This window comes from Dokdonia sp. LLG6352-1, from assembly GCF_045055815.1.
GTDB lineage: Bacteria > Bacteroidota > Bacteroidia > Flavobacteriales > Flavobacteriaceae > Dokdonia > Dokdonia donghaensis.
In genome coordinates this window covers 823,113-846,331 of record NZ_CP159329.1, presented here as the reverse complement: position 1 = coordinate 846,331, position 23,219 = coordinate 823,113, and the positions used below count along the sequence as shown (strand labels likewise).

Below are 23,219 nucleotides of genomic sequence, written 5' to 3'. Positions count from 1 at the left end.
TTATAATTGTTTATCTATGGCACTTATAACTCTCACGGCTTTATCATAATCTTGCTGCATTGCCACACTACTGGCTGGGGTATATCTAGCAAACTCGCAGCTTTCTAGAAGACTTATAAACTCTATTGTGGTGTTTTGGTCTACATCACGTTCTTTAAGTAATCTTGTTATGCGATCTTTAGACATCTCACTGGTTGTGATGTTAAGTTTTGCTTTGAGGTAGTTGTGTAGTGCACGCTCCATTGCGATGTAAAACTCTTTTTGACTACCTAGGTTTTTCTTTGCTGTAGCGAGAAATTTTCTAGCAAGCTTATCTGCCTTGCGTATTCTATTACCCGCGATATCATTTGCATAAGACTCCTTCTTTTTACGTACAAGTATAGCTATAGGAATCAATAAAAATGGAAGTAGACTAAGCATCCAAAATAGTGTACTCTTAAAAAACTTTTCTTGTGTTACTGGTTTAAGGTTTGCAGTTGTCTTTATGTACTGAAATTGATTATTTGAAGCTACGACTTGCTGCTGCTTTGTATCATTAGTGTCAGATATTGCACTTGCAGTGTCTGTAGGTCCATTTTCTACTGTAATCACACGCTCTTGTGAGGTGATACGTTCGTAAGACTTGGTCTTAGGGTTAAAGTACGTAAATGAAAGTGGTGGTATGGGGTAACTCCCCTTAAACTGTGGTACAACTGTATATGTATCTTCCTTAAGGCCGCTCATACCGGCAAGATTAGTACGTATTTTATCGCTATTTTCTGGCTCATATACTTCTAGTGTACTTGGTAAGTTAGGTTTAGGTAACTCAAAAAGTTTGAGATTCCCTCTTCCTTGTACTTGTAACTTAAGCTGAAAAGCCTCTCCAGCATCTAGTGTATCCTTAGTTGAAGTGACTTTAAAGTCAAACTCACCTACAGCACCAGAAAAGTAATCTGGTTTACCGGCATCTGGTAATGGTTTTACATCTACCGTTCTTATAGGAGCGCTTACTGTAATATTTGCACTTTTACTGAGTATACGTCCAAAGATGTCACGGCGATTAGTAGGGACACTTACGGCAACACTTAGACTTAAAGGTTCTATCTCTAGCTTTCCTGTTTTTTGAGGGTAGAGCACAGTACGTCTCAAGATAACATAGCGATAATCTTCTCCTTTATACTTGCCTTCATAAATTTTAAACTGCTTCTCGTCTGCGCTTTGACTCCAGAAGTCTGCAAACTTTGGTGAGTCAAGCTCACGCCAGTTATTCACACTTGTCTCTTTTGAGACATAAAGCTTGTAAACAATAGTAAATGCTTCATTGAGATAAGGGCTATTTTTTGAAACCTCTGCCACGAGATGTACTTTTTCTTTTGCCAGATAAGTAGGGTCATTTGGGTCCTTTGGGACCTCTACAGCTGCAGTAACCGTAACTGGTACTGGCGGTGATTTATAGACTTGACCCCCTACTGTTATTTCTGCTTGGCCTATCTCAAGGTTACCACGCTTAGTGGGTGATAATACATAAGAATATGTTTTTGAAAAACTACTCTTACCATTTACCCACTGTCTGCTTGTAGTCTGGCTAGGGCCACCTACCACGCTAAAACCTTCAAAACTAGGAGCTCTAAAATTATCTCCATCTTGATTCATTATAAAATCTACACGTAAACGCTCATTTACACCTAGTCTATTCTTGCTCAACTTTGCATTGAACTGAACGTCTTGCGCAAATAAAACTGTCCCTATGAGTAGAAACAGGTAAACTATGTTTGATTTCATCTTCATTACCAGTCTTTCTCCGTTTTTACTTTTGCACCTTTTACCTTCTGTGCATTTATCTTTTCTTGGGTTTTTTTCTCTTGGTCCTGCATCGCTTTTAGTAAACTCTGCACTTGTTGAGGAGATAATTGCCCTTGCTTAGGTTGCGGTGGTGGTTGTTTTTTATCTTCTTCACCCTCGCCACCATCTTGCTTTTTGTCTTTGTCTTTAGGGTCTCCTTTATCATCTTCTTTCTGCTCTCCCTCGTCTTCTTTTTCTTCGCCCTTATCGTCTGTTTCTTCCTTGTCGCCGTCTTCTCCTTCTTTTTTATCTCCTTCTCCTTTGTCGTCTTTTTTATTTTCGTCTTTGTCCTGGTTTTCGTCTTGGTTTTCTTGGTCGTCATTATCGCTACCACCACCGCCATTGTTTTCTTTTTCTTTTTTGGCAAGTTGTAAATTATAGCGTGTTTCTTCGTCTGTAGGATCTGCGCGTAGGGCATTTTTATAGGCTTCTACAGCTCCATCCCATTGCTCTTGTTGAAAGAGTGCATTACCTAGGTTGTGATATGCTTTGTGCTTTTCTTTTTTAGTTTGGGCAACTGCTGCTGCTCTTGCCAGCGCGCTTGTGCTTTCTTCCCACTTTTTGTTTTTGTAATAGTTGTTTCCTGCATTATATTTTGCAGGTACACTCTCTGGTGTGAGTGAGATGGCTGCTCTTAGGTTTGATTCCGCTTTCGCGAAAGCGTCAAAATCTACAATGCCACCCTCTTGGTTCACCATTGCTTCGGTGCCTTCTAGAATATACTCTCTAGCCTCACCTGCCAGCGGATTTTCAAGTGTCTTTCCTTCTTTTGCTTTTTCTTGAGCTATGGCAGTAAAAGCTAGTGTGGCGAGCGCCAGTGTAAGTAACTTTTTCATTGCTTAGTTATCATTAAAAAGGTTTAACTTTTTGAGCCAATTAGTCTTACGGTCTAATAGAAATATATCTAAAAATAAGAACAGTAATCCTGCGCCTAAAAACCATTGAAACTGATCTTTAAAATCTGCAAACTGCTTGGCTTCAAATTCTTTTTTGTCCATACCATTGAGCAAATTCTGTACCGTTTCTACCACTGTGGCCGTGCTGTTACCGTCTATATATTCACCATTAGCCTGCTCTGCAATAGCCTTAAGAGTAGCCTCGTCTAGGCGTGTGATAACGGTCTCTCCGTTTTGATCTTTCTTATAAGATTGTACAATGCCATTGCGCTTGAGAGGTATGGGGCCACCTTCGGTTTTACCTACGCCTATGGTAAAAATGCGTATACCTTCTTTATTTGCTTGTTCTGCTAGGCTCGATGCTTCTCCCACGTGATCCTCACCATCTGATATGATAAAGAGCACACGATTAGTTTGCTCCTCATCATTATAATAGGTTTTTGCAAGTTCTATAGCTTCTCCTATGGCCGTACCCTGGCTAGAGAGCATATCTGTATTCATCTGGCTTAAAAATAGCTTAGCACTGCTATAATCTGTCGTGATAGGTAGTTGTGGGTATGCACTTCCTGCATAGGCTATAATCCCTATACGATCGCTACCCAGACTATTGATGATTTGAGTAACTAGTTGTTTTGATTTTTCAATTCTATTAGGTGCAATATCTTCTGCTAGCATAGATTTTGAAACGTCTATGGCAAAGACCACATCTACTCCCTCGCGCTTTACGGTCTCAAGTTTAGTTCCCATTTTTGGGTTAACAAGGCCTATTACTAAAAATGCAATGGCAATACAGATTATAAGGACCTTAAGACCTGGTTTAAAATAAGACCTGTCTGGACTTAATTTTTTAAGAAGATTTGCACTTGCAAATTTCTTTTGAGCACTGCGCTGCCAGATTAACACCCCCATATATAAGAGTATTACCGCTGGTATAGCGAGCAGTAACCAAAACCATATTTTTTCTTCTAATAGATACATAGGTGCCTTTTACAAAAGCATATATTATTTATACAAAACTCTTAAAAACAGTATACTTTAATAATAACTCAATCATAAGTAACAATCCTGCTAGTAAAACTAGAGGCCTGTACTTTTCTTCATAATTTGTATACTTAAACTCTTCTACATCGGTACGTTCAAGTTTATCTATCTCGTCATAGATTTCTTGAAGTTTCTTGTTGTTAGTCGCTCTAAAGTATTGACCTCCGGTGGTTGCGGCGATTTCTTCTAGTAGCTCTTCATCTATAGTAACTTGTATATTTTCATACACAAAGGTACCGTTAGGGTTACGAGCATAAGGTGATAGTGCCGTACCATTTGTACCCATCCCGATGGTGTATACTTTAATGCCAAACTCTTGTGCGAGCTCTGCTGCGATACGCGGGTCTATCTGTCCCGCATTATTCTCACCATCTGTCATTAATATGATAACCTTGCTTAATGCTTTACTGTCTTTAATGCGGTTTACACCCGTTGCTAGCCCCATACCTATAGCGGTCCCTCCTTCTATAATGCTGTTGTACTGTATGCCTTTAAGCGCACTTAGTACAATACTCTTATCACTCGTGATGGGTGTTTTTGTAAAACTCTCACCTGCATACTCTACTAGTCCTATACGATCGTTAGGACGGCCATTTATAAAACTTGAGGCTACTTTTTTAAGTGCTTCTAGTCTATTAGGACGTAAATCTTTTGCCAGCATACTGGCAGATACATCTATCGCGATTACGATATCTATCCCTTTTGTGGTTTTAGTCTTAGTAGATACCTCTACATTACGAGGTCTAGCGAGTGCCACTATAATAAGACTAAGAGCCGCTAGTCTCAAAATAAATAGAAGCGGTCTGAGTTTAGGTAAAATGCTAGTGCTCGTTTTAAAACCTTTAATGCTAGATATTTTTACCGCAGGCGTTTGCTTCTTGCGTTTCCATAAGTACCAAGCGATTGCCACTGGCAGTGCAAGAAACAACCAGAAAAACTCAGGATTTGAAAATTCAAAATTGCTTAGCATTACTTCTCTTCTTCTTTTGCTTGCAGTTCTACACTTTGCATCACGCGCTCTGCGATTTGTTTACCATAAGGATCTTCATCGTGCCAGCTTATAAATAATTGCTGGATCACACTTTCTGACTGAAAAGTTAAAAATGCATACTCACCAGAGTCCATCATTTCCTTTTCTTCGTCTATAATTTGTGTTCCTTTTCCAAAGGTTTTGAGACCTTCAGCACCATTAGGGGTTTTGAACTTTTCATTCTTCACAACATCTGCAGAGAAGCCATTTTGCTCGAACGTCGCAAGTTGATTTGCAATGAGCTGCTCTACTTTTACTTCGGCGTTTTCTGGAAATTTAAATTGAAATACGAGTATAGAAACATTTGCCGGTACAGTAGACCACGCAAATGAGGTTGCCTCCATTTGCCCTTGCGCCTCTGGTGGTAATGCCACTTCTTGTCTTGTAAGAACCTTTGGTGTACTCACAATCATAGATGGCGCTCCATACTCACTAGTAATCCAAGAACCTTCGGCAAGCTCACGGGTCATATTTCCGAAGACAAAATCTTTAACCTCACTATACCCCTTAACAACTATACCTACGGTGGTTGCTACAAGTAAGATGGCCAGAACACCACCTATTGCGGTAAGCCATAGTTTTCTTTTACGCTTTCGCGAAAGCGCTTCTCTATAATCCTCCTGCTTCATAAGCTCTTCTACAGTAGGAGGTGGGAGTGCTTCTTTAGTTTCTTTTACTATTTCTTCTACACTAAGACGGTCTGCTTGCGCCTTACCCTCTGGCGGGTTTACACGTGCAAATTTTATAAGGTCTGCACGTTTAAAAATATCTTTAAGCTTTACAATAGTCTCCCTGCTGAAGTCAATGTGCCCACTGTCACGCTCCATCTCAAGACGGGCAATGAGCTCATCTGTTGTGCTCTCCATAGCACGATCATATACCTTCTCATCATAGTAGCGACGTATGGCATCTGTAAGTACGGTGTAGTACTCCTTATATTTTGCTTGAGCGATATAATCTTCTTGATCTAGTGCGTTGAGTGTTGCAATAGCTTGCTCAAAAGGAGGCACATATTTTTCTGCCTCTTTTTGTTTTTTATGACGACGTAGTAAAAACCATAAAAATAAGGCGATGGCAATAAGTACTGGGATGATCCATAACAGGTACTTCCACCACTTGCTATAGTCTCTAGGTAACTCTATAATAGGTTTAATATCATAAAGACCTTGGTTTACAGTATCTAGTACAACATTGTTTACTTCTACTAGAAAAGTATCTGTCTCTACAGTTTTAGTCCCTATGATTATTTTTTGCTTTGGGATGACATAGCGACCACTATCAAACTGTGTTAAACCATATCTCTTTATAAGCTTTACTCTTGCCGAAGTTGAGCTTGCGGTGTCAATTTTATAACTTTCTATAACCTCAAGAGGGTTAAAAGTTTGACCCTCTGGAAAAACTACCGCCTCACCATCATTTGCAAGAACTTCAATCTTGTAATTAATTTGTTGCCCTATAAGAATGCTTGTAGAATCTATGGTGGCACGTACATCATCTTGAGCTTGAGACGATGTGGCAAAAAGAAAGCAGATCAAGAAAAACACAAACAAGGCAGACTTAGATATGCCAGCTGTATTAAAGTTATGTTGTCTTGAGGTATTCATTAGGTATTTCTCTTTGGGGTTTTTATCGCTACTAGCCACGTCTTTTAAAGTATCCGAGTAGCTTTTTTACATAGCTTTCATCTGTACGTACATCTATAACACCGGCACCACTGCGCTTAAAGGTTTCTTTAAAGTAAGCAACACGCTCTTTATAGTATACCTCATAGTTTGTTCTTATCTTTTTTGAACTTGTGTTGATAAGTGCTAGTTCGCCAGTTTCTTCATCTTCCATCTGTACAATACCTAGGCTAGGTATTTTTTCTTCTCGCTGGTCATAAATACGTATACCTGTAATATCGTGCTTATTTGCAGCAATTTTCATTGTTTGCTCATAGCCGTCTGTAATAAAGTCTGAAAGCACAAAAACAATGGCTTTCTTTTTCATCACATTACTAAGGTACTTTATGGCTTGTGCAAGGTCTGTCTTTTTTGAACTAGGTTTAAACTCTAGTAACTCCCGTATGATGCGTAGTACGTGAGACTTTCCTTTTTTAGGAGGTATAAATAGCTCTATCTCATCTGTAAAAAGGATGAGACCTATTTTATCATTATTCTGCATTGCACTAAAGGCGAGTGTTGCCGCAATTTCAGTAACAATTTCATTTTTAAACTGCTTGTCTGTTCCAAAAAACTCAGATCCAGACACATCTGCCACGAGCATCATTGTGAGCTCTCGCTCTTCTTCAAAAACCTTAATGTACGGCTCACTGTAACGTGCTGTCACGTTCCAGTCTATATTACGCACATCATCACCAAACTGATACTGGCGCACCTCAGAAAAAGTCATACCACGACCCTTAAAGGTAGAGTGATATTCTCCACCAAAAATGTGATCAGACAGCCTACGTGTCTTAATCTCGATCTTGCGTACTTTTTTAAGAAGTTCTTTTGTATCCAATTCTTTTTGGGACTATAATTTATCGCATAGTAACTGTTCTCACTGTTTTATGAGACTGTCTATGGTACTTCTATCTGGTTTACAATTTTGTTTATGATATCTACAGAGGTAATATTTTCTGCCTCTGCTTCATAGGTAATACCTATACGATGGCGCAGTATATCGTGTACCACGGCACGTACATCTTCTGGTATAACATAACCACGACGTTTTATAAATGCATAACACTTTGCAGCTGTGGCAAGGTTGATACTACCACGAGGCGATGCTCCAAAGTTTATGAGAGGTTTTAAATCTGCCAGGCCATAATTTTCTGGGTAACGCGTTGCAAAGATGATATCAAGAATATACTTCTCAATTTTTTCATCCATATACACTTCTTTTACCGCCTCTTGCGCTCTTATAATTTGCTCTACAGATACTACAGGATTTACTTTTTCATAAGAACCCTTTAAGTTCTGGCGTATGATGAGTTGCTCATCTTCCAGTTTTGGGTAGTCTATAACTGTTTTGAGCATAAAACGGTCTACCTGTGCTTCTGGTAGTGGGTACGTTCCTTCTTGCTCTACAGGGTTTTGTGTAGCCATTACTAAAAATGGCTTATCTAGTTTAAAAGTTTCATCACCTATGGTAACCTGCTTTTCTTGCATTGCCTCTAGTAGGGCAGATTGCACTTTTGCCGGAGCACGGTTAATCTCATCTGCAAGAACGAAGTTGGCAAAAATAGGTCCCTTCTTGATACTAAAGTCTGCAAGCTTCATATTATAAATAAGCGTTCCCACTACATCTGCAGGTAGTAAGTCTGGCGTAAATTGTATACGAGAGAAAGAGCCGTGTACCGCTTGTGACAAGGTGTTTATGGCTAGCGTTTTTGCAAGACCAGGCACTCCTTCTAGAAGAATGTGACCACGACCCAAAAGACCTATGAGCAATCGCTCAATCATATGCTTTTGACCCACAATTACTTTATTCATCTCCATTGTAAGAACCTCTACAAAGGCACTCTCACGCTCAATTTTTTCATTGATTGCCTGTATGTCAATCGATGTAGTATTTTCTTCCATAATTCTTTATTCTAGTAAGCAAAAACTTCTAACGTCGCAAAGTCTTATTTTATTCCTGAAAATCTTGTTAACATTTGGTTAAAAAATATTGAAAATAAAGGGCTTCGCACACATTTCTGTAGTTTTAGAACAACTACTTTTAATAAAATCAAATTTAAAAATTACAGATGCAATTTTCAAGAATAATTCAAGGCTGTATGACCTGGGGCGTTTGGGGCAAGCAATTTAATGAACGCCAAATGGTTGAGACCATACATCACTGCCTTGAGCAAGGTATTACCACCTTTGACCACGCAGATATTTACGGCGATTATACGACAGAGGTTGAGTGGGGTAGCGCTTTCGCGAAAGCGAACATCCCTAGAGAAACCGTACAAATTATAAGCAAGTGCGGTATCCAGATGATGGGTGACAACAGGCCAGAAAACACCATAAAACATTATCAGTACGACAAAGATTACATCATAGCCAGCGCCGAAAGGTCTCTCAAAGAGCTACAAACAGAGTACCTTGATTTATTCTTATTACATAGACCAAGTCCTCTGCTTGCTACAGATGAGGTAGCGGAAGCAGTGAGCCAGTTAAAAGAACAGGGGAAGATTAAAAACTTTGGACTTTCTAACTTTACGGCTTCACAAACAGCACTTGTAGCTTCTAGCGTTGAGGTGAGTGCAAACCAGCTCGAAATCTCCATAACAGAGCGCAGCGCCCTAGATGATGGGAGTCTAGACTATATGATGACTAATGGGATCACACCTATGAGTTGGAGTCCGCTGGGATCTGTTTTTAGAGAAGAGACACCGCAGAGTGATCGCATTAAAAAAGCGCTAGAGCCGTTATGCGAAAAGTACAATGCCACACAAGATCAATTATTACTAGCCTGGTTGCTCAAGCACCCAGCGGGTATACACCCAGTTATAGGGACCACAACTGCGAGCCGTATTACAAATGCTGTACTGGCAGAAAAAATAGCATTAAGCCTTAAAGATTGGTTTACCATCTTAGAAGCTAGCGTAGGAGAAGAAGTAGCATAAAGAAAATATTATGAAAACAGCACTTATAACCGGAGCCACCAGTGGTATAGGTAAAGCAACAGCCACTCGATTTGCACAAGAAGGGATACGTCTCATTCTTTGCGGTCGTCGTGAGGAGGTATTAAAACAACTACAAAATGAGCTTGGTAAGCACGTGCCTGTACACACACTTACATTTGATGTGCGTAACGATGAAGATGTTACCGCTGCGATACAAAGTCTACCAGAAGATTTTAATACCATAGATATCTTAATTAACAATGCAGGTAATGCCCACGGTCTGGACCCTATACAAAATGGCTCTATAGATGATTGGGATGCAATGCTCGACATTAATGTAAAAGGATTGCTGTATGTGAGTAAAGCAATTATCCCACAGATGACAGCGCGTAAGAGAGGTCATATCATAAATATAGGCTCTACAGCTGGCAAAGAAGTGTATCCTAATGGCAATGTATACTGTGCAAGTAAGCACGCTGTAGATGCTATAAACCAAGGGATGCGTCTAGATCTTAATAAGCATAACATACGTGTGGGAGCCATAAACCCGGGGATGGTAGAAACAGATTTTAGTAAAGTACGTTTTAAAAATGATGAGGATCGAGCAGATAAGGTGTATCAAGGTTTTGACTGCCTACAACCAGAAGACATTGCAGACATTATACACTTTACAGTCACAAGACCCTATCACGTAAACATTGCAGATCTCGTCGTGCTCTCCACAGCACAAGCAAGCTCTACGATAGTTAATAGAAATGACTAGAATATAACAATGCACAGAGCACGATGATTAATAAACGACTTCTTGTAAAAAATCTTCTCGCTCACAATGACGAGAACAGTTTTTATGACAAGAAGCGTAAGATTGACATTAGCAATAAAGAGGGCAAAGCAAAATTTTTAAAACATATCTGTGCGCTGTCCAATAGCAACCCCAAAAACAATTCATACATCGTTATAGGCGTAGATGATGGCGAAAATGATATTATGGGCGTGCCGTTTTTTGATGATAGTAAATTGCAAAACCTCATAAACGCATATCTAGATAACCCGCCTATTATCTCTTATGAGAACATACCATTTCCTAATCTCCCAGCAGATAAGGTGGTGGGACTTGTAACCATTAGAGCACAAGATAAACTTACAGCTTTACGTCGCAATATTTGGAAATACTGGGGAGGTACAGTCTTTTTTAGAGATGGCAGTATCTCTATGCCTAAGGTCTTTAAGTCTGATATAGTAGATGTAAACAGTGACATTGTTGCTGCAATAGAGAGACACGCAAAAAACAGCATAAAACTCACACTAGACGGTGTGATGGATTTTGTAAATCATCGTCATAAAGATAGGGATAGCACATATAAAGTCTTTAAAGAGCAGTTTGTACTATGCTGGGCAGGAGTAAAAAAAGTGGTTAAGGGTGAGACCTATTACTCAAGAGTAGATATAGAGCTTATTAATGAGCAGGTAAAATTATTTTACTCTTCGCTGGACGAGGTTTCAATTACCTATGATGAAGATTGTTTTAAGATTTTAGAGTATGTGCATCTCGGAGTACAAGAGCAGTTTAAATATTACCCACTAGAAGAGGTTGAGATACGCTTTCGCGAAAGCGGAACCTACACCATTCATACAAATTTGGTGTTTGAGCCACCTAAGGTAGATAGAAAGACGTTGTATCATATTTTTAATAATAACAATGTTATTTTTTACAAGCTTAAACGTGGTATAGCACTCAATCAAGGTGAGTGGAAGGATTTATATAATCTATCAAACACGTATCTAATTTGTTATCTCAACGGTTTTGATAGTGCGATGCAAAAACTAGTAGAGCTCAAACCTTTTATGAAAAAGATAAGAGGAGGTGCCTACGGTAGATATCGGGAGACAATGCGTATTTTGAGAAAGGTGAGGTATGAATAAAGTATAAAAGAAGGACAGTTACGATTTATGAGAACATTAATTTTTGGAGATATACACGGTGGTTTACGTGCCTTAGTGCAAGCTATGGAGAGGGCAAAGGTTACAGTAGAAGATCATCTCATTTTTTTAGGTGATTATGTAGATGGATGGAGCGAGAGTGCAGAGGTTATAGATAAGCTTATGGAGCTTCAAAAATCAAATAAAACAACCTTTATACGAGGCAATCACGACGACCTCGTACAGCAGTGGCTAGAAGGTAAAGAGATGTCGCCTAAGTGGCTACAGCACGGGGGACAAAGCACTATAGACTCTTACAGTCGTAGGTCTAAAGATGAGATCAAGACGCATCTGGATTTTTACAAAAAGTTTAAAGACTATCATATAGATGAGCATAATAGAATGTTTTGTCACGCAGGATTTCAGAACCTTAACGGGCCTGAGCACGAGTGGCACACCACAGTTTTCTTTTGGGATAGAACTTTATGGGAAATGGTATGTGCTATGCGAGATGATATAGCAGAGAGTGATGCTTTATACCCTAAGCGATTAAAGCTTTTTGCTGAGATATTTATAGGGCACACACCTACTACTCGTATTAATAAAACAACGCCTGTAAATAAAGCTAACGTTTGGAATCTAGACACGGGAGCCGCTTTTAAAGGACCGCTTACCGTAATGGATGTGCATACTAAGGAGTACTGGCAGAGTGACCCATTACCAACTTTATATCCCAATGAAAATGGTAGAAATTAACTACTAGCATATCATAAAGATGCGGTCATTTTTTTAATAGATATTGAGCGTGTTTTATAGAATAGTTGGTTTTTGAATTGTCTGTATCTTTAACCCAAATAGCATTGTATGAATTTTAGCGCACAGCCGCATATTGCGAGATGGTTTATCATCATCTCATCGCTTATCATTACCACACTCATCTTGTGGAATGTGTCGCTATTTTTTGACCAACTTAAAGATGCAGAGCAGTCTAAGGTAGAGATTTATGCTGCCGCAATGAGAGCCCTTGCAAATACAAGTGAGGTTAACCTAGAAAGTCGTAATAGAGATACCCGCATATTATCTAACGAGCTTACCTCTTTACAAAGCCTTATCATAAGTGATAATAGAACTATCCCATTATTACTGTATCAACTGGAGGCAGATACCTTTGTGCCTCAAAATATTCCAGATGCAGATAAGCTCTCGCAAGAAGATTTAAGACAGCTAGCCGAAGAGTACGCACTCGTAAATGAACCTATTGCTATCACCTTTGATGGCGTAGAGGAGCAAACACTATATTATGGCAACTCGGCTATTATAAACCAGATCAAGTACTTTCCTATTGCGCTTATCGTGATAGTTATTCTCTTTATAGCCTTAATTTACTTTTACTATCTCACCTCAAAAGCGGGTTCTCAAAACTTATTATGGGCTGGGATGGCAAAAGAAACAGCACACCAGATAGGGACACCACTCTCATCACTGGTAGGATGGACAGAAATTCTCAAAACAGAAAATGTAGATCCAGACTATATTGCAGAGATGACTAAAGATATTAATAGGCTTGAGACTATTACAAATCGTTTTAGTAAAATAGGCTCTGTGCCAGATCTTAAAAAAGTAGACCTCATTGCAGAGACACAAGAGGCTTATGATTACTTAAGCAAGCGCAGCTCAAAACTCATCACCTTTACTCTAGACATCCCGCAGGGGCAACTACCAGTAATGCTCAATAAAGAACTATATGGCTGGACATTTGAAAACCTTATAAAAAATGCCATAGATGCGATGAAGGGTAAAGGTGCGTTAACCATTACTATCACTCGTGATACACGCTTTGCGATTGTTCAAATTACAGATACGGGTAAAGGCATTGCTAAGTCTAAGTTTAATAAAATCTTTGAACCAGGTTTTACTACCAAAAAAAGAGGATGGGGGCTAGGGCTATCACTCGCAAGACGTATCATAGAAGAGTATCACGATGGCCGCATTAAAGTACTGGAGTCTGAGGTCAATAAAGGAACAACAATGCAAATAGCTTTACGTCTCGCATAATGAGTAATCGCATAAAAAACGTAGTAGAAGAGATCATAAGTGATCAGTGGGCAACGCTAAAAAAAGTAACCTACAGTTATCAAAACCAAGACCAATCTTGGAGCGATGTAAAGCGAGAGGTATATGACAGAGGCCACGGAGCCTGTGCCTTGCTTTATAATGTAAAAAAGCAAACGGTCATTCTCATAAAACAGTTTAGGCTACCTGCATATCTTGCGGGAGACGATGGTTTTTTAACAGAAGTGCCTGCTGGTATCATAGAAGACGAGGCGCCAGAGCAAGCCATTATACGTGAGATAGAGGAGGAGACCGGTTATGTTATACCAGCACTTACTAGTGTGGGTGATATTTTTACCTCTCCTGGAGCGGTAACAGAGCGCATTTTTCTATTTATAGCAGCTTATGACGATGCTCAAAAAGTAACGGATGGTGGCGGTCTAGATATTGAAAACGAAGATATTGAGGTGGTTGAGTACGCTTTCGCGAAAGCGTTACAAGACGTAAAAAAAGGTATTATTAAAGATGCCAAAACAATTATCTTACTACAGCACCTGGCACTCTCTGGTGTGATGAAAACATCCAATTTGTAACGTGCAAGCGTATCACATTTATGAAAACAACTTATAAAACCATACATACGGCTGCCTTGCAGTGCAACTGCCCAGAGTGTTATAGTAATAGTGGCTTAGAGTTAAGCTTTAAACAGGAGTGGAAAGATACCTTCTGGTCAAAAAAGGCAACAGATGTCGTGAGAGAAGAGTTGGTTTGTAAACATTGCGATTTTCCTATCTACCCCGTAAGCTGGACCGAAGATATTGAGCGCCTTTATGAGTACCATAATAAGCTTGCCAAAAAGGAAACGTATAAAAAATTAAAAGCCCAAACCTATATTATAGGACTTGGACTTTTAGTTATTTTATGTGTTGTTATTTATGGAGTAATAACATATTACTAGTAGTGTTCTATAAAGCTTTCTTTATATCATTTATAAGCGCCTTAAATTCATCATCTGTAAGAGATACTTTCTTTTCAAATCTTATGTCATCCATATCTTGTAGCGGGATGAGGTGTACGTGCACGTGTGGTACTTCAAGACCTATGACAGATACGCCTACACGTTTACAAGGCACTGCCTTATCTAGAGCGATTGCTACCTTGCGAGAAAAACGCATTAGGTCAAGATATTCTTGTTCCTCTAGGTCAAAAATCTTGTTAACCTCTTTTTTAGGGATACAAAGGGTGTGACCTTTTGCATTAGGATTTATATCTAGTATTGCGATATGCTTATCATCCTCTGCAACAATGTGGCCGGGGATTTCTCGGTTTATGATTTTTGTAAAAATGCTTGACATTGTTCTAGTCTCTAGTAATTGATACTACGTCAAATTTCATTATCCCGCTAGGCACTTGTATTTCGGCAACGTCACCTACTTCTTTTCCTAGAAGTCCTTTACCTATAGGTGAGTCTACAGAGATAAGTCCCTTCTTGATGTCGGCTTCATTTTGAGCTACTAGTTTGTAGGTCATTGTCGCGCCGTTAGTCCGGTTTTTAATTTTTACGGTAGAGTGTACCAGCACCTTTGAGGTGTCTAGTTGCGACTCGTCTATAATGCGCGCGTTTGAGGCAAGTTCCTCTAGCTTTGAGATGCGCATTTCTAGCATTCCTTGTGCTTCTTTGGCAGCATCATATTCGGCATTTTCACTCAGATCTCCCTTGTCACGTGCATCTGCAATATCTTGTGATGCCTTAGGGCGCTCTACATCACGCAGGTGATTAAGTTCGTCTTTAAGTTTTTTAAGTCCTTCTGGGGTATAGTAATTTACCTTGCTCATAATAGATCCGGTTTTAAGTATAATTAGTATTAAAATGATGTGTCAATCTCTCAAACACAAAAAAAGTCCCTCTTCGGGACGTGCCTTACGAATATACGAAATATTTTAAATCCTTTCTCGTTTTATAGTACCTTGCGAGCTTTATAGGATTAAAATTACGCTTTCGCGAAAGCGTATCAAAAACAACATTATGCGTCACATTTGTGCTTTACTTTTTGCTCTAGTTCTTATTACTTCTTGTTCTGAAAGTGATGATGGCGGCCAGCGTAATCCCTTCTTGCTAGATGTAAATTTTTCTACACAACTTAGTGCGATACAGGTGCTTGATCTTGAGATACCTAGTAACCCTATTTATGTGTCTAATGGTGGTTTGAGAGGTTTTTTTGTGATTAATACGGGTAGCAGTCTTATTGCCTGGGAAGCATCAGACCCTAACCACGCTCCAAACGACTGCTCTAGAATGGTGATAAACGGTATAAATGTTTTCTGCCAGTGTGATGATGCGCATAGTTATAACTTATTTACAGGGCAGTCTAATGATGAGGTGTTGCCCTACACGATGCTTAATTACAGAGTAAATGAATCTGGAGGAACGATTACCGTGTTTAATTAAATGAAAAGAAGCCATCTTAACAAGATGGCTTCTTTTGTTACAAAGTGTATTACAGTCCCCCAACTGCTACAAATTGTTGATTATTTGACACTTAAAGTAAGCTAAAAAAACATAAATTCAAAATTTAGTTTTAAAACTTCATCGTAGCACCTACTAGAAAGTTAATCCCAGCCTGTGGATAAAAGCCTGCTCCCTCTATAGTTGTGATTTCATTTGGTACAGAAAAATCATCGTCATAGGTAAAGAAGTAACCGTTTGATACATATTCAATATCAAATATGTTATTTACTAGCGCGTTAAAAACGATAGACTTAAATACTGGGATATCCTTAAGCTCATAAGTAACATTTAAGTCATTTGTAAAGTAGCTATCTAGTTTAGAAGTCTCACTGTCTATATTACCTAAGTATTGCTCACCTACATATTTAGATAAAAGGCTTATTCTAAAGTTTTGTGCTGGCTTGTAAGAAATGGTGTTACCGGCAACTAGGTTAGGCGAGTATGAGATGTCTGTATTACCTAGGTTAGTAAGCACGCCGTCTCTCTCAAAAAAGAAATCTCTGTTTTTATTTGTGCTTATTGCAACATTAGGCTGTACTGTAATTTTATCTGTTATAGCGATTGCCGCGTCTATCTCAATACCAGCTCTAAAGCTCTCTCCACTATTTGCACGTATAGGTGCTCCTACGTCATCTAGCGCTCCAGTAAGCACCAGCTGGTCACGGTAACCCATATAGTATCCGTTTACATTAAGGCTTACCTTTTCTGTATTATGACGCCATCCTAACTCCCAGTCGTTAAGACGCTCTGGACGTGGTGCTCCGTTTTCAAAATCTGTACGGTTAGGCTCTCTGTTTGCTCTAGCAAAAGATGCATACAGCTGGTTGTTATCATTTACCTTATAAGAAAGCCCCGCTTTTGGGTTAAAGAAACTATAATCTTCATCTACAATAAATTCGGTTATGTCAGAGTTAATTCCGTCTGTTGTGTATGAGATAAAACGTTGCTGTAAGTCAAGGTAACCACTCCATTTTGAGTTGAAACGGTAGTTCGCTTTCGCGAAAGCAGAAAACTCCTTCTTCTTACCAGTTCCAAAATAGTAATCATCACCTAGCTCACTATCACTAGCAAAACGTGCCCAAATCACTTCGCCAAAATGGTCACCGTCATATACACTTCCGTATAATCCTCCTACAAAGTCAAGGCTTGTATCCTTGTAATTTACCGTAGCATTTGCCACATAAAAGTCATTATCTAGCCAGCGACGTCTTATAATATCTGAGGTCTCTACCGTCTCATCACCTATAACTACAGGAGCGATGCTGTAAAATGCGAGATCTTCATCTTCTTTATATTCTTCAAAGAAGCCGCGACCATACGTGTAGTTAAGGCTAAGCTGTGTACTCCAGTTGTTATCATAACGCTGGTTCCAGTGTAGCTGGTAGTGATCTTGCTTGTAATTATCTACTTGATTATCGTGAAAACGCGTTACACCATTCTCATCTGTAAATTGACCAGCTGGGTTAAACGTTCTATCTTCTGCAAGTGTCTCTGCGTCTATGCCAAACCAAGATTGATACGTTACCTCAGATCCTGCAAAGTTAACTAACTTAATAAGCGTGTTATCATCTGTATAAGCCGCTTGTAAAAAGTAAGACTTAAGGTCTGAAGATGCTCTATCTATATATCCATCAGACTTTATTTGTGATAATCTTCCTGATATCTCTATATGATCATTAAGTAACCCTGTACTAAACTTCACATTGTGACGACGTGTTGCAAAAGATCCAAATGAGTTAGAAATCTCACCATAAGCCTCCTTAGAAATAGCATCTGTAAGAATGTTAAGACTTGCTCCAAAGGCTCCAGGTCCGTTTGTAGAAGACCCTACGCCACGCTGTAACTGTAAACTCTCTACAGAAGAGCTAAAGTCTTGAAGGTTTACAAAAAACGTAGTTGCGCTCTCTGCATCATTATAAGGGATACCATTTATCGTTACATTGATACCTTGGTTACCAGTACCACGTACTCTAAAACCTGTATACCCTATTCCCGCACCAGCATCTGATGTGGTGACAACACTAGGTAAAAAGTTAAGCTGTGTAGCGATGTCTTGACCTAAGTTACGCTGGGCGATTTGTGCCTTTGTAAGGTTAGAGTGCGTGATAGGTGAGTCTGCCTTTACTCTTACAGAGCGTACCAGTACTTCATCTAGCGACTCCACTTTTGTGGTGTCAATAACAGTAGTTTGTTGGGCAGTAGCAGTGATTGCTGCAAGTGCCATCATACTTAATAGGATCTTTTTCATCCGTAATTAGTTTGGTTACGAATACAAAGGGCAAATATTCCTTAAATGTTAGTATAAAACATACCTGTGCCGCGCGCACATATTGAAGAGGGTGTGCTATAAAAGCACGTCTCAAGAGTAGTGTTGCCTTACTAAAACTACGCAGTTATAGTTATAGTTTTAGTCAGACCTCTTTCTCATTCCTAAACAGCATTACCTGTTCTAGGTTCAATGGGTATAATCTCAGCTTATTTAAAAGCACCCCTTTGAGATGCCGCAAAGATATACTAGAGTTTTTGATTATCAAGCATACTATGCGAGTAAATTTTTATGCTCATTTTGAGTGAGAAATATAGAAAGTTTATGAGTTAATAATTAGCCTTGCCTGTACTTTGTATAAATCCCTACCTTCGTTTATAATGTCTATACTAGAAAATATATTAAAGGCTGCTCAGTATAAAGAGCAATTGCTCGCCATACTCATAGATCCAGATAAGTTTGAGGTAGATGGTGATGGGAAGGGTAGCGCTTTCGCGAAAGCGTACTTAAAAAAAATCCCCGCGCAAACCACACATCTTTTTGTAGGCGGTAGTACAGATAACAACTGCAAAACCGAAAAAGTAGTACAACTCCTCAAAGCCGAAACAGATTTACCAGTAATATTATTTCCGGGAGATTACACTCAAGTTACTCCAGAGGCAGATGCGCTACTGTTTTTATCACTACTCTCTGGTGATAATCCGGAGTTTTTAATAGGGCAGCAAGTAAAAGCCGCACGAGTAGTACAACAAAGTAATCTTGAAGTCATACCTACGGGTTACCTTCTCATAGATGGCGGGTCGCAAACGGCAGTTGAGAGAGTGAGTAATACGCAACCACTATCTCAAGATGAACCAGAGACTATTATAACAACTGCTCTAGCTGGACAATATCTGGGCAAAAAACTAATATATCTAGAGGCGGGAAGCGGTGCTAGAAGTGCAGTACAACCTAATATTATAACATCAGTTTGTGAGGCCGTTACCATACCCATAATTGTAGGTGGGGGCATACGTACAGAGCGTGCTATGCAAGCGGCTTTTACCGCTGGGGCTACTATAGTAGTGATAGGCACGGCTTTTGAAGATAACACCTGGAATAACTAACGGTTTAAAACCACTACATTTGTTTATATGAAAGTTTCCTTCTTAGCCATAGTACTTACATTAACTGCGGTTGTAAATAGCCAGACTACCTTTGTGAAAGATGCAGTTACAAAGACGCCGGTTTCTTTTGCAACTATCTCTTTTGGAGATGGACGGGGTACTTTTGCTGGAGAAGAGGGAGAGTTTAGATTTGAGGCGTCTAAATATAAAGACATTGATAGTCTTTACATTTCGGCAATAGGTTTTGAAAGTAAGGCAGTTGCTACAGAAGGACTGGTTTCTCAAGTACTCTTAAAGCCTGCAGCAAGCCAGCTAGAGGAAGTGGTTCTCACCTCAGAAAAAAAAGGCAAGTATAAAAAGAAAAAGCTCAAAGAAACTACACACATCAACTATTATAATAGCTGGCTTCCTACCGTAGAAAGTGAGGTGGCTGTGTTTTTTGAAAGACAAGAGGGCAAGTCTACAAAAGTGGCGCAACTCTGGCTACCTATTAACTCAGAAAAGGAGTTTCGAAAAAAGGGTAATATGAAGTTTTCTACTCTTTTTAGAATTCAGTTTTATAAAAATAATAACGGATTGCCTGGTGATGCTATGGTACACGATGATATCGTTTTTCGCGTAAGCGAGCAAGATGATGAGATGTATGAATTAGACATTTCAAAATTCCAAATCTTTATTCCTAAAGGTGGGTTATATGCGTCTTTACAAGTACTAGGCTATGCAGACCCTCAAGGAAAATTGATACAGACTAAAAAATATAATGAGATAGAAACGCCTAGAGGTATACAAAAGGTATCTGTCACTTTTAGACCATTGTTGCCTTTTACAAATGATCTTCCTGCGCAGAAGACTTTTGTAAGAAGGGTATTTTTTAATAATAAAAAATGGCAAGTGTTTGACAAATCTTATAACGAGAACTCTGCACTAGTAAAGACAGGTCACGTAAACTATGGGATGGGAGCACTTTTGCACGTCTATAATAAATAAGAAATTATGAATATATCTGTAGACCTTACTTTTAGTCCTTTGCAGAATGATTATGAAGGGCATATTATAAATTTTATAAAAAGGCTACGTGACTCAGGCCTCACTGTTATAGAAAACCCCCTTGCTACGCAGGTTTATGGCGATTATGATGAGGTTATGGGGCTTCTCACTGTAGAGATGAAGCGCAGTTTTGAAGAAGTGGGTATAGGCCTCTTTTACATAAAAATGGTAAAAACAGATCGCTCAGACTATGTCGCAGATTTTTGATTTCCTCTTTGGGCAATATGCGAGTTATGATACACTAGATATCGTATTAGAGTTACTTGCCTCTGTATTTACAATAGCATCGGTTATTTATTCAAAAAAGAATAACGTTCTGGTCTTTCCTACGGGGATGATCTGTACAGCCATTTTTGTGTATTTATTACTCAAATGGGGCTTGCTAGGTGATATGATGATTAATGCATATTACTTTATTATGAGTGTTTACGGCTGGTATATCTGGACCAGAACGGTAGATGGTACAGCGGTTACACCTATTACCACTACCTCAAAAAAAGAACACATTATTTCTGTGGGTATTTTTATAGCCGCGGCGGTATTTACATATGTCGTATACATCACTTTTGATAAAATTTCACACTGGACATCATATATAGATATGATTACCACAGGCATTTTCTTTGTTGGGATGTGGCTTATGGCAAAACGGAAGATAGAAAACTGGATATACTGGATTATAGGTGATATCATTACTGTGCCCTTATATTTTTATAAAGGTTTAACCTTTAGTAGTATCTTGTATTTTGCATTAACAATTATTGCCGTTTTCGGTTATTTAGAATGGAAGAAAAACTTAGACAAGTCCCTAGCAATTGTATAAGAGTATGTCTTTTTGGGCCAGAGAGTAGTGGGAAAAGTACGCTTTCGCGAAAGCTATCAGAGCATTACAACGCTCCCTTGGTAGAAGAGTTTGCACGAGAGTATTTACAAGAACTTTGGGAGAAGGAGCAGAAAATCTGTAGACCCAAAGATTTACTTCCCATAGCTGTTGGACAGATAGATTTAGAAAATAAAGCAGCCGCAAGCACAGATAGGCTTATCATTTGTGATACAGATTTACTTACTACAAAGGTCTATAGTGAAGCATATTATGATGGGTGGTGTCCAGAATTATTAGAAAAAACAGCATTAGAAAATCAATATGATTTGTATCTTTTAACCTACATAGATACACCCTGGGAAGAGGATGATTTACGAGATAGGCCAGACCGGCGGTTAGAAATGTTCAAAGCCTTTGAAAGCGCTTTGATAAAGTATAATAGACCCTACATTATAATGAAGGGACGAGTACAAGAGCGAGTGACTGAGGCAACTCAGGTAATTAACACACTATTAGTTTGAAAATAACAGAAGAAGATAAAAAGCAACTGGACCAAAGAGGCATTGCACTAGAGCAAGTACAGAGTCAGTTTGAGAGTCTAACCAAAGGAATTCCTTTTGCAGATTTAAGGGATGCCGCAACAGATGGAAATGGAATACTCATCTTATCTTCAGATCAAGAAAAAGCACTTGTAGAAAAATTTGATCAATCTAGTGGTAACCTTGAGTTATTAAAGTTTACACCAGCCTCTGGTGCGGCAACTAGAATGTTTAAATTTCTCTTTCAGTTTTATGATGATTACAATCCCGTAGAGGGATCAATAAACGCCTACATTAATAAAAAGGGAGTACCAGAACTACGCCTATTTTTTGTGGGATTAGATAGTTTCCCTTTTTATAAAAAGGTGCGTAAGCGCATTAAGAAGAGGTACAGCGATGGAGAATCACTAGATATAGATGTAAATAGATTGCGGTTTATAAAAATACTGCTCAATGAAGATGAGCTTAATTTTGGAAACAAACCTAAAGGCTTATTCCCATTCCACAGGTATAAAAAAAATATTGCTACTGCCTTTGAAGAGCATTTGTTTGAAGGCGCATCTTATGCGGCAAAAGATGGAGTAGCACGATTGCACTTTACAATCTCTGAGGCACATTTAGAGCGTTTTCAAAAACAGTTTGAAAAACGTAAAGACTACGTACAAGAAAAAACTGCAACTACTTTTGACATTTCATACTCATTTCAATCTCCAGCTACAGATACTGTTGCACTGGCAAGTAATGGAGAATTGCTTAGGGATAAAGAGGGACAACTAGTCTTTAGACCTGGTGGTCACGGGGCGCTTATAAACAACCTTAATGAGCAAGATGCAGATGTTATTTTTATAAAAAACATAGATAATGTAGTGGTAAGCAAGTATCGTAAGAAGGTTGCTCATTTTAAAAAAATGCTTGCAGGTAAATTGCTTGAGATACAAGAAAAATCTTTTGCCTACTTGCATAAACTAGATGATGCCGAAGCTATAAATGAGCAAGTTATTTTAGAGATTGCTACATTTCTACAAAATGAGCTTTTTATAAAGGTTGCATCAGATTTTGAGCGATACTCGCCTACCTATCAAGTGGAGTATTTAAGAGAACTTCTAGACAGGCCACTACGCGTTTGTGGTATTGTAAAAAATGAAGGAGAGCCAGGTGGTGGTCCGTTTTGGGTTCGTCACGAAAATGGGAAGGAATGTCTCCAGATTATAGAGAGTGTGCAAATCAACCCTGGTGATAACGCACAGCAACAAATTGTAACAAATGCGACTCACTTCAACCCAGTAGATATTGTTTGCGGAGTAAAAAATTACAAAGGTGAGAAATATAACCTTCTCAAATATGTAGACTATAAAGCCGGATTCATAGCTTCAAAAAGTTACGAGGGACAGAAAATAAAAGCACTTGAGCACCCCGGTCTTTGGAACGGAGGAATGGCACACTGGAATACCATCTTTATTGAGGTGCCGCTCTTAACGTTCAATCCTGTAAAAACGGTAAATGATCTCCTTAAACCAGCTCATCAGGTTAGGTAAAGTGTTTTTTATTACGCTTTCGCGAAAGCGAACT

24 protein-coding genes and 1 riboswitch are annotated in these 23,219 nt (G+C 39.0%); of the genes, 14 read left to right on the top strand and 10 right to left on the bottom strand.

Translation table 11 applies throughout. From position 1 onward, the window contains the following. Genes ABVM49_RS03825 through ABVM49_RS03795 form a run of 7 tightly spaced genes read right to left on the bottom strand, consistent with a single transcriptional unit; the run spans nucleotide 1 to nucleotide 8,354 of the window. Nucleotides 1–1,767 (bottom strand): BatD family protein, encoded by a 1,767-nt coding sequence (locus ABVM49_RS03825; RefSeq protein WP_405203120.1) that lies wholly within the window; start codon nucleotides 1,765–1,767, stop codon nucleotides 1–3. Then, nucleotides 1,767–2,657: a tetratricopeptide repeat protein gene (locus ABVM49_RS03820; protein ID WP_405203119.1), complete on the bottom strand. Its 891-nt coding sequence runs from the start codon at nucleotides 2,655–2,657 to the stop codon at nucleotides 1,767–1,769. Before ABVM49_RS03820 ends, ABVM49_RS03825 begins: the two co-directional genes overlap by 1 nt. Before the next feature lie 3 nt (nucleotides 2,658–2,660). Then, complete coding sequence (locus tag ABVM49_RS03815; RefSeq protein WP_405203118.1) at nucleotides 2,661–3,695, bottom strand: vWA domain-containing protein; 1,035 nt, start codon at nucleotides 3,693–3,695, stop codon at nucleotides 2,661–2,663. Between the two features lie 28 nt (nucleotides 3,696–3,723). Continuing rightward, a complete protein-coding gene (locus ABVM49_RS03810) occupies nucleotides 3,724–4,728 on the bottom strand; it encodes a VWA domain-containing protein (RefSeq protein WP_375251756.1) in 1,005 nt (334 codons plus the stop codon). Then, nucleotides 4,728–6,392 (bottom strand): hypothetical protein, encoded by a 1,665-nt coding sequence (locus ABVM49_RS03805; protein ID WP_405203117.1) that lies wholly within the window; start codon nucleotides 6,390–6,392, stop codon nucleotides 4,728–4,730. The genes ABVM49_RS03810 and ABVM49_RS03805 overlap by 1 nt, the downstream gene beginning before the upstream one ends. Before the next feature lie 31 nt (nucleotides 6,393–6,423). Next, a complete protein-coding gene (locus ABVM49_RS03800; RefSeq protein WP_038598469.1) occupies nucleotides 6,424–7,290 on the bottom strand; it encodes a DUF58 domain-containing protein in 867 nt (288 codons plus the stop codon). 59 nt (nucleotides 7,291–7,349) lie between these two features. Continuing rightward, nucleotides 7,350–8,354 carry a MoxR family ATPase gene (locus ABVM49_RS03795; protein WP_038598472.1) on the bottom strand — a complete coding sequence of 335 codons (1,005 nt, stop codon included), beginning with the start codon at nucleotides 8,352–8,354 and terminating at the stop codon, nucleotides 7,350–7,352. Between the two features lie 167 nt (nucleotides 8,355–8,521). On the opposite strand from ABVM49_RS03795, the gene ABVM49_RS03790 reads away from it, so the two are divergent. The 7 genes from ABVM49_RS03790 (at nucleotide 8,522) to ABVM49_RS03760 (ending at nucleotide 14,318) form a co-directional block, all read left to right on the top strand. Then, nucleotides 8,522–9,388 (top strand): aldo/keto reductase family oxidoreductase, encoded by an 867-nt coding sequence (locus ABVM49_RS03790; protein ID WP_405203116.1) that lies wholly within the window; start codon nucleotides 8,522–8,524, stop codon nucleotides 9,386–9,388. A gap of 10 nt (nucleotides 9,389–9,398) precedes the next feature. After that, on the top strand, nucleotides 9,399–10,151 hold the full coding sequence (locus ABVM49_RS03785) for an SDR family NAD(P)-dependent oxidoreductase (protein ID WP_405203115.1): 753 nt from the start codon (nucleotides 9,399–9,401) through the stop codon (nucleotides 10,149–10,151). Between the two features lie 23 nt (nucleotides 10,152–10,174). Next, nucleotides 10,175–11,311: an ATP-binding protein gene (locus ABVM49_RS03780; protein WP_405203114.1), complete on the top strand. Its 1,137-nt coding sequence runs from the start codon at nucleotides 10,175–10,177 to the stop codon at nucleotides 11,309–11,311. 27 nt (nucleotides 11,312–11,338) lie between these two features. Continuing rightward, entirely contained in the window at nucleotides 11,339–12,064 is a 726-nt protein-coding gene (locus tag ABVM49_RS03775; RefSeq protein WP_405203113.1) for a metallophosphoesterase, read from the top strand. Between the two features lie 108 nt (nucleotides 12,065–12,172). After that, on the top strand, nucleotides 12,173–13,363 hold the full coding sequence (locus ABVM49_RS03770) for a HAMP domain-containing sensor histidine kinase (RefSeq protein WP_035326622.1): 1,191 nt from the start codon (nucleotides 12,173–12,175) through the stop codon (nucleotides 13,361–13,363). Next, nucleotides 13,363–13,953: an NUDIX domain-containing protein gene (locus ABVM49_RS03765; protein WP_405203111.1), complete on the top strand. Its 591-nt coding sequence runs from the start codon at nucleotides 13,363–13,365 to the stop codon at nucleotides 13,951–13,953. The genes ABVM49_RS03770 and ABVM49_RS03765 overlap by 1 nt, the downstream gene beginning before the upstream one ends. A 20-nt stretch (nucleotides 13,954–13,973) precedes the next feature. Further along, on the top strand, nucleotides 13,974–14,318 hold the full coding sequence (locus ABVM49_RS03760) for a hypothetical protein (RefSeq protein WP_298350080.1): 345 nt from the start codon (nucleotides 13,974–13,976) through the stop codon (nucleotides 14,316–14,318). Between the two features lie 7 nt (nucleotides 14,319–14,325). Here the strand turns inward: ABVM49_RS03760 and ABVM49_RS03755 are convergent, their stop codons facing one another. After that, nucleotides 14,326–14,715, bottom strand: a complete 390-nt coding sequence (locus ABVM49_RS03755) for an HIT family protein (protein ID WP_405203110.1) — start codon at nucleotides 14,713–14,715, stop codon at nucleotides 14,326–14,328. A 4-nt stretch (nucleotides 14,716–14,719) separates the two neighbouring features. After that, nucleotides 14,720–15,196, bottom strand: a complete 477-nt coding sequence (greA, locus tag ABVM49_RS03750) for a transcription elongation factor GreA (protein ID WP_405203109.1) — start codon at nucleotides 15,194–15,196, stop codon at nucleotides 14,720–14,722. Nucleotides 15,197–15,386: 190 nt separating this feature from the next. Here greA and ABVM49_RS03745 point away from each other — a divergent pair, with 190 nt between their 5' ends. Continuing rightward, the gene (locus tag ABVM49_RS03745; RefSeq protein ID WP_375253595.1) at nucleotides 15,387–15,809 is read left to right on the top strand and encodes a hypothetical protein; all 423 of its coding nucleotides are present in this window, start codon (nucleotides 15,387–15,389) and stop codon (nucleotides 15,807–15,809) included. 130 nt (nucleotides 15,810–15,939) lie between these two features. Here ABVM49_RS03745 and ABVM49_RS03740 read toward each other — a convergent pair whose 3' ends face one another. Next, entirely contained in the window at nucleotides 15,940–18,117 is a 2,178-nt protein-coding gene (locus ABVM49_RS03740; RefSeq protein ID WP_405203108.1) for a TonB-dependent receptor, read from the bottom strand. Nucleotides 18,118–18,279: 162 nt separating this feature from the next. Further along, nucleotides 18,280–18,373, bottom strand: a riboswitch (TPP riboswitch). 142 nt (nucleotides 18,374–18,515) lie between these two features. Between ABVM49_RS03740 and ABVM49_RS03735 the strand changes: the two genes are divergently transcribed. Genes ABVM49_RS03735 through ABVM49_RS03710 form a run of 6 tightly spaced genes read left to right on the top strand, consistent with a single transcriptional unit; the run spans nucleotide 18,516 to nucleotide 23,185 of the window. Continuing rightward, nucleotides 18,516–19,241: a geranylgeranylglyceryl/heptaprenylglyceryl phosphate synthase gene (locus tag ABVM49_RS03735; RefSeq protein ID WP_405203107.1), complete on the top strand. Its 726-nt coding sequence runs from the start codon at nucleotides 18,516–18,518 to the stop codon at nucleotides 19,239–19,241. A 27-nt stretch (nucleotides 19,242–19,268) separates the two neighbouring features. Then, on the top strand, nucleotides 19,269–20,228 hold the full coding sequence (locus ABVM49_RS03730) for a carboxypeptidase-like regulatory domain-containing protein (protein ID WP_405203105.1): 960 nt from the start codon (nucleotides 19,269–19,271) through the stop codon (nucleotides 20,226–20,228). A 6-nt stretch (nucleotides 20,229–20,234) separates the two neighbouring features. Continuing rightward, entirely contained in the window at nucleotides 20,235–20,495 is a 261-nt protein-coding gene (locus tag ABVM49_RS03725; RefSeq protein ID WP_405203104.1) for a hypothetical protein, read from the top strand. Next, complete coding sequence (gene pnuC, locus ABVM49_RS03720) at nucleotides 20,479–21,111, top strand: nicotinamide riboside transporter PnuC (protein WP_375252193.1); 633 nt, start codon at nucleotides 20,479–20,481, stop codon at nucleotides 21,109–21,111. Before ABVM49_RS03725 ends, pnuC begins: the two co-directional genes overlap by 17 nt. Then, nucleotides 21,072–21,632, top strand: coding sequence for an AAA family ATPase (locus ABVM49_RS03715; protein WP_405203102.1), 561 nt, complete (start codon nucleotides 21,072–21,074; stop codon nucleotides 21,630–21,632). Before pnuC ends, ABVM49_RS03715 begins: the two co-directional genes overlap by 40 nt. Next, nucleotides 21,629–23,185 (top strand): DUF4301 family protein, encoded by a 1,557-nt coding sequence (locus ABVM49_RS03710; RefSeq protein ID WP_405203101.1) that lies wholly within the window; start codon nucleotides 21,629–21,631, stop codon nucleotides 23,183–23,185. The genes ABVM49_RS03715 and ABVM49_RS03710 overlap by 4 nt, the downstream gene beginning before the upstream one ends. Nucleotides 23,186–23,219 lie beyond the last annotated feature (34 nt).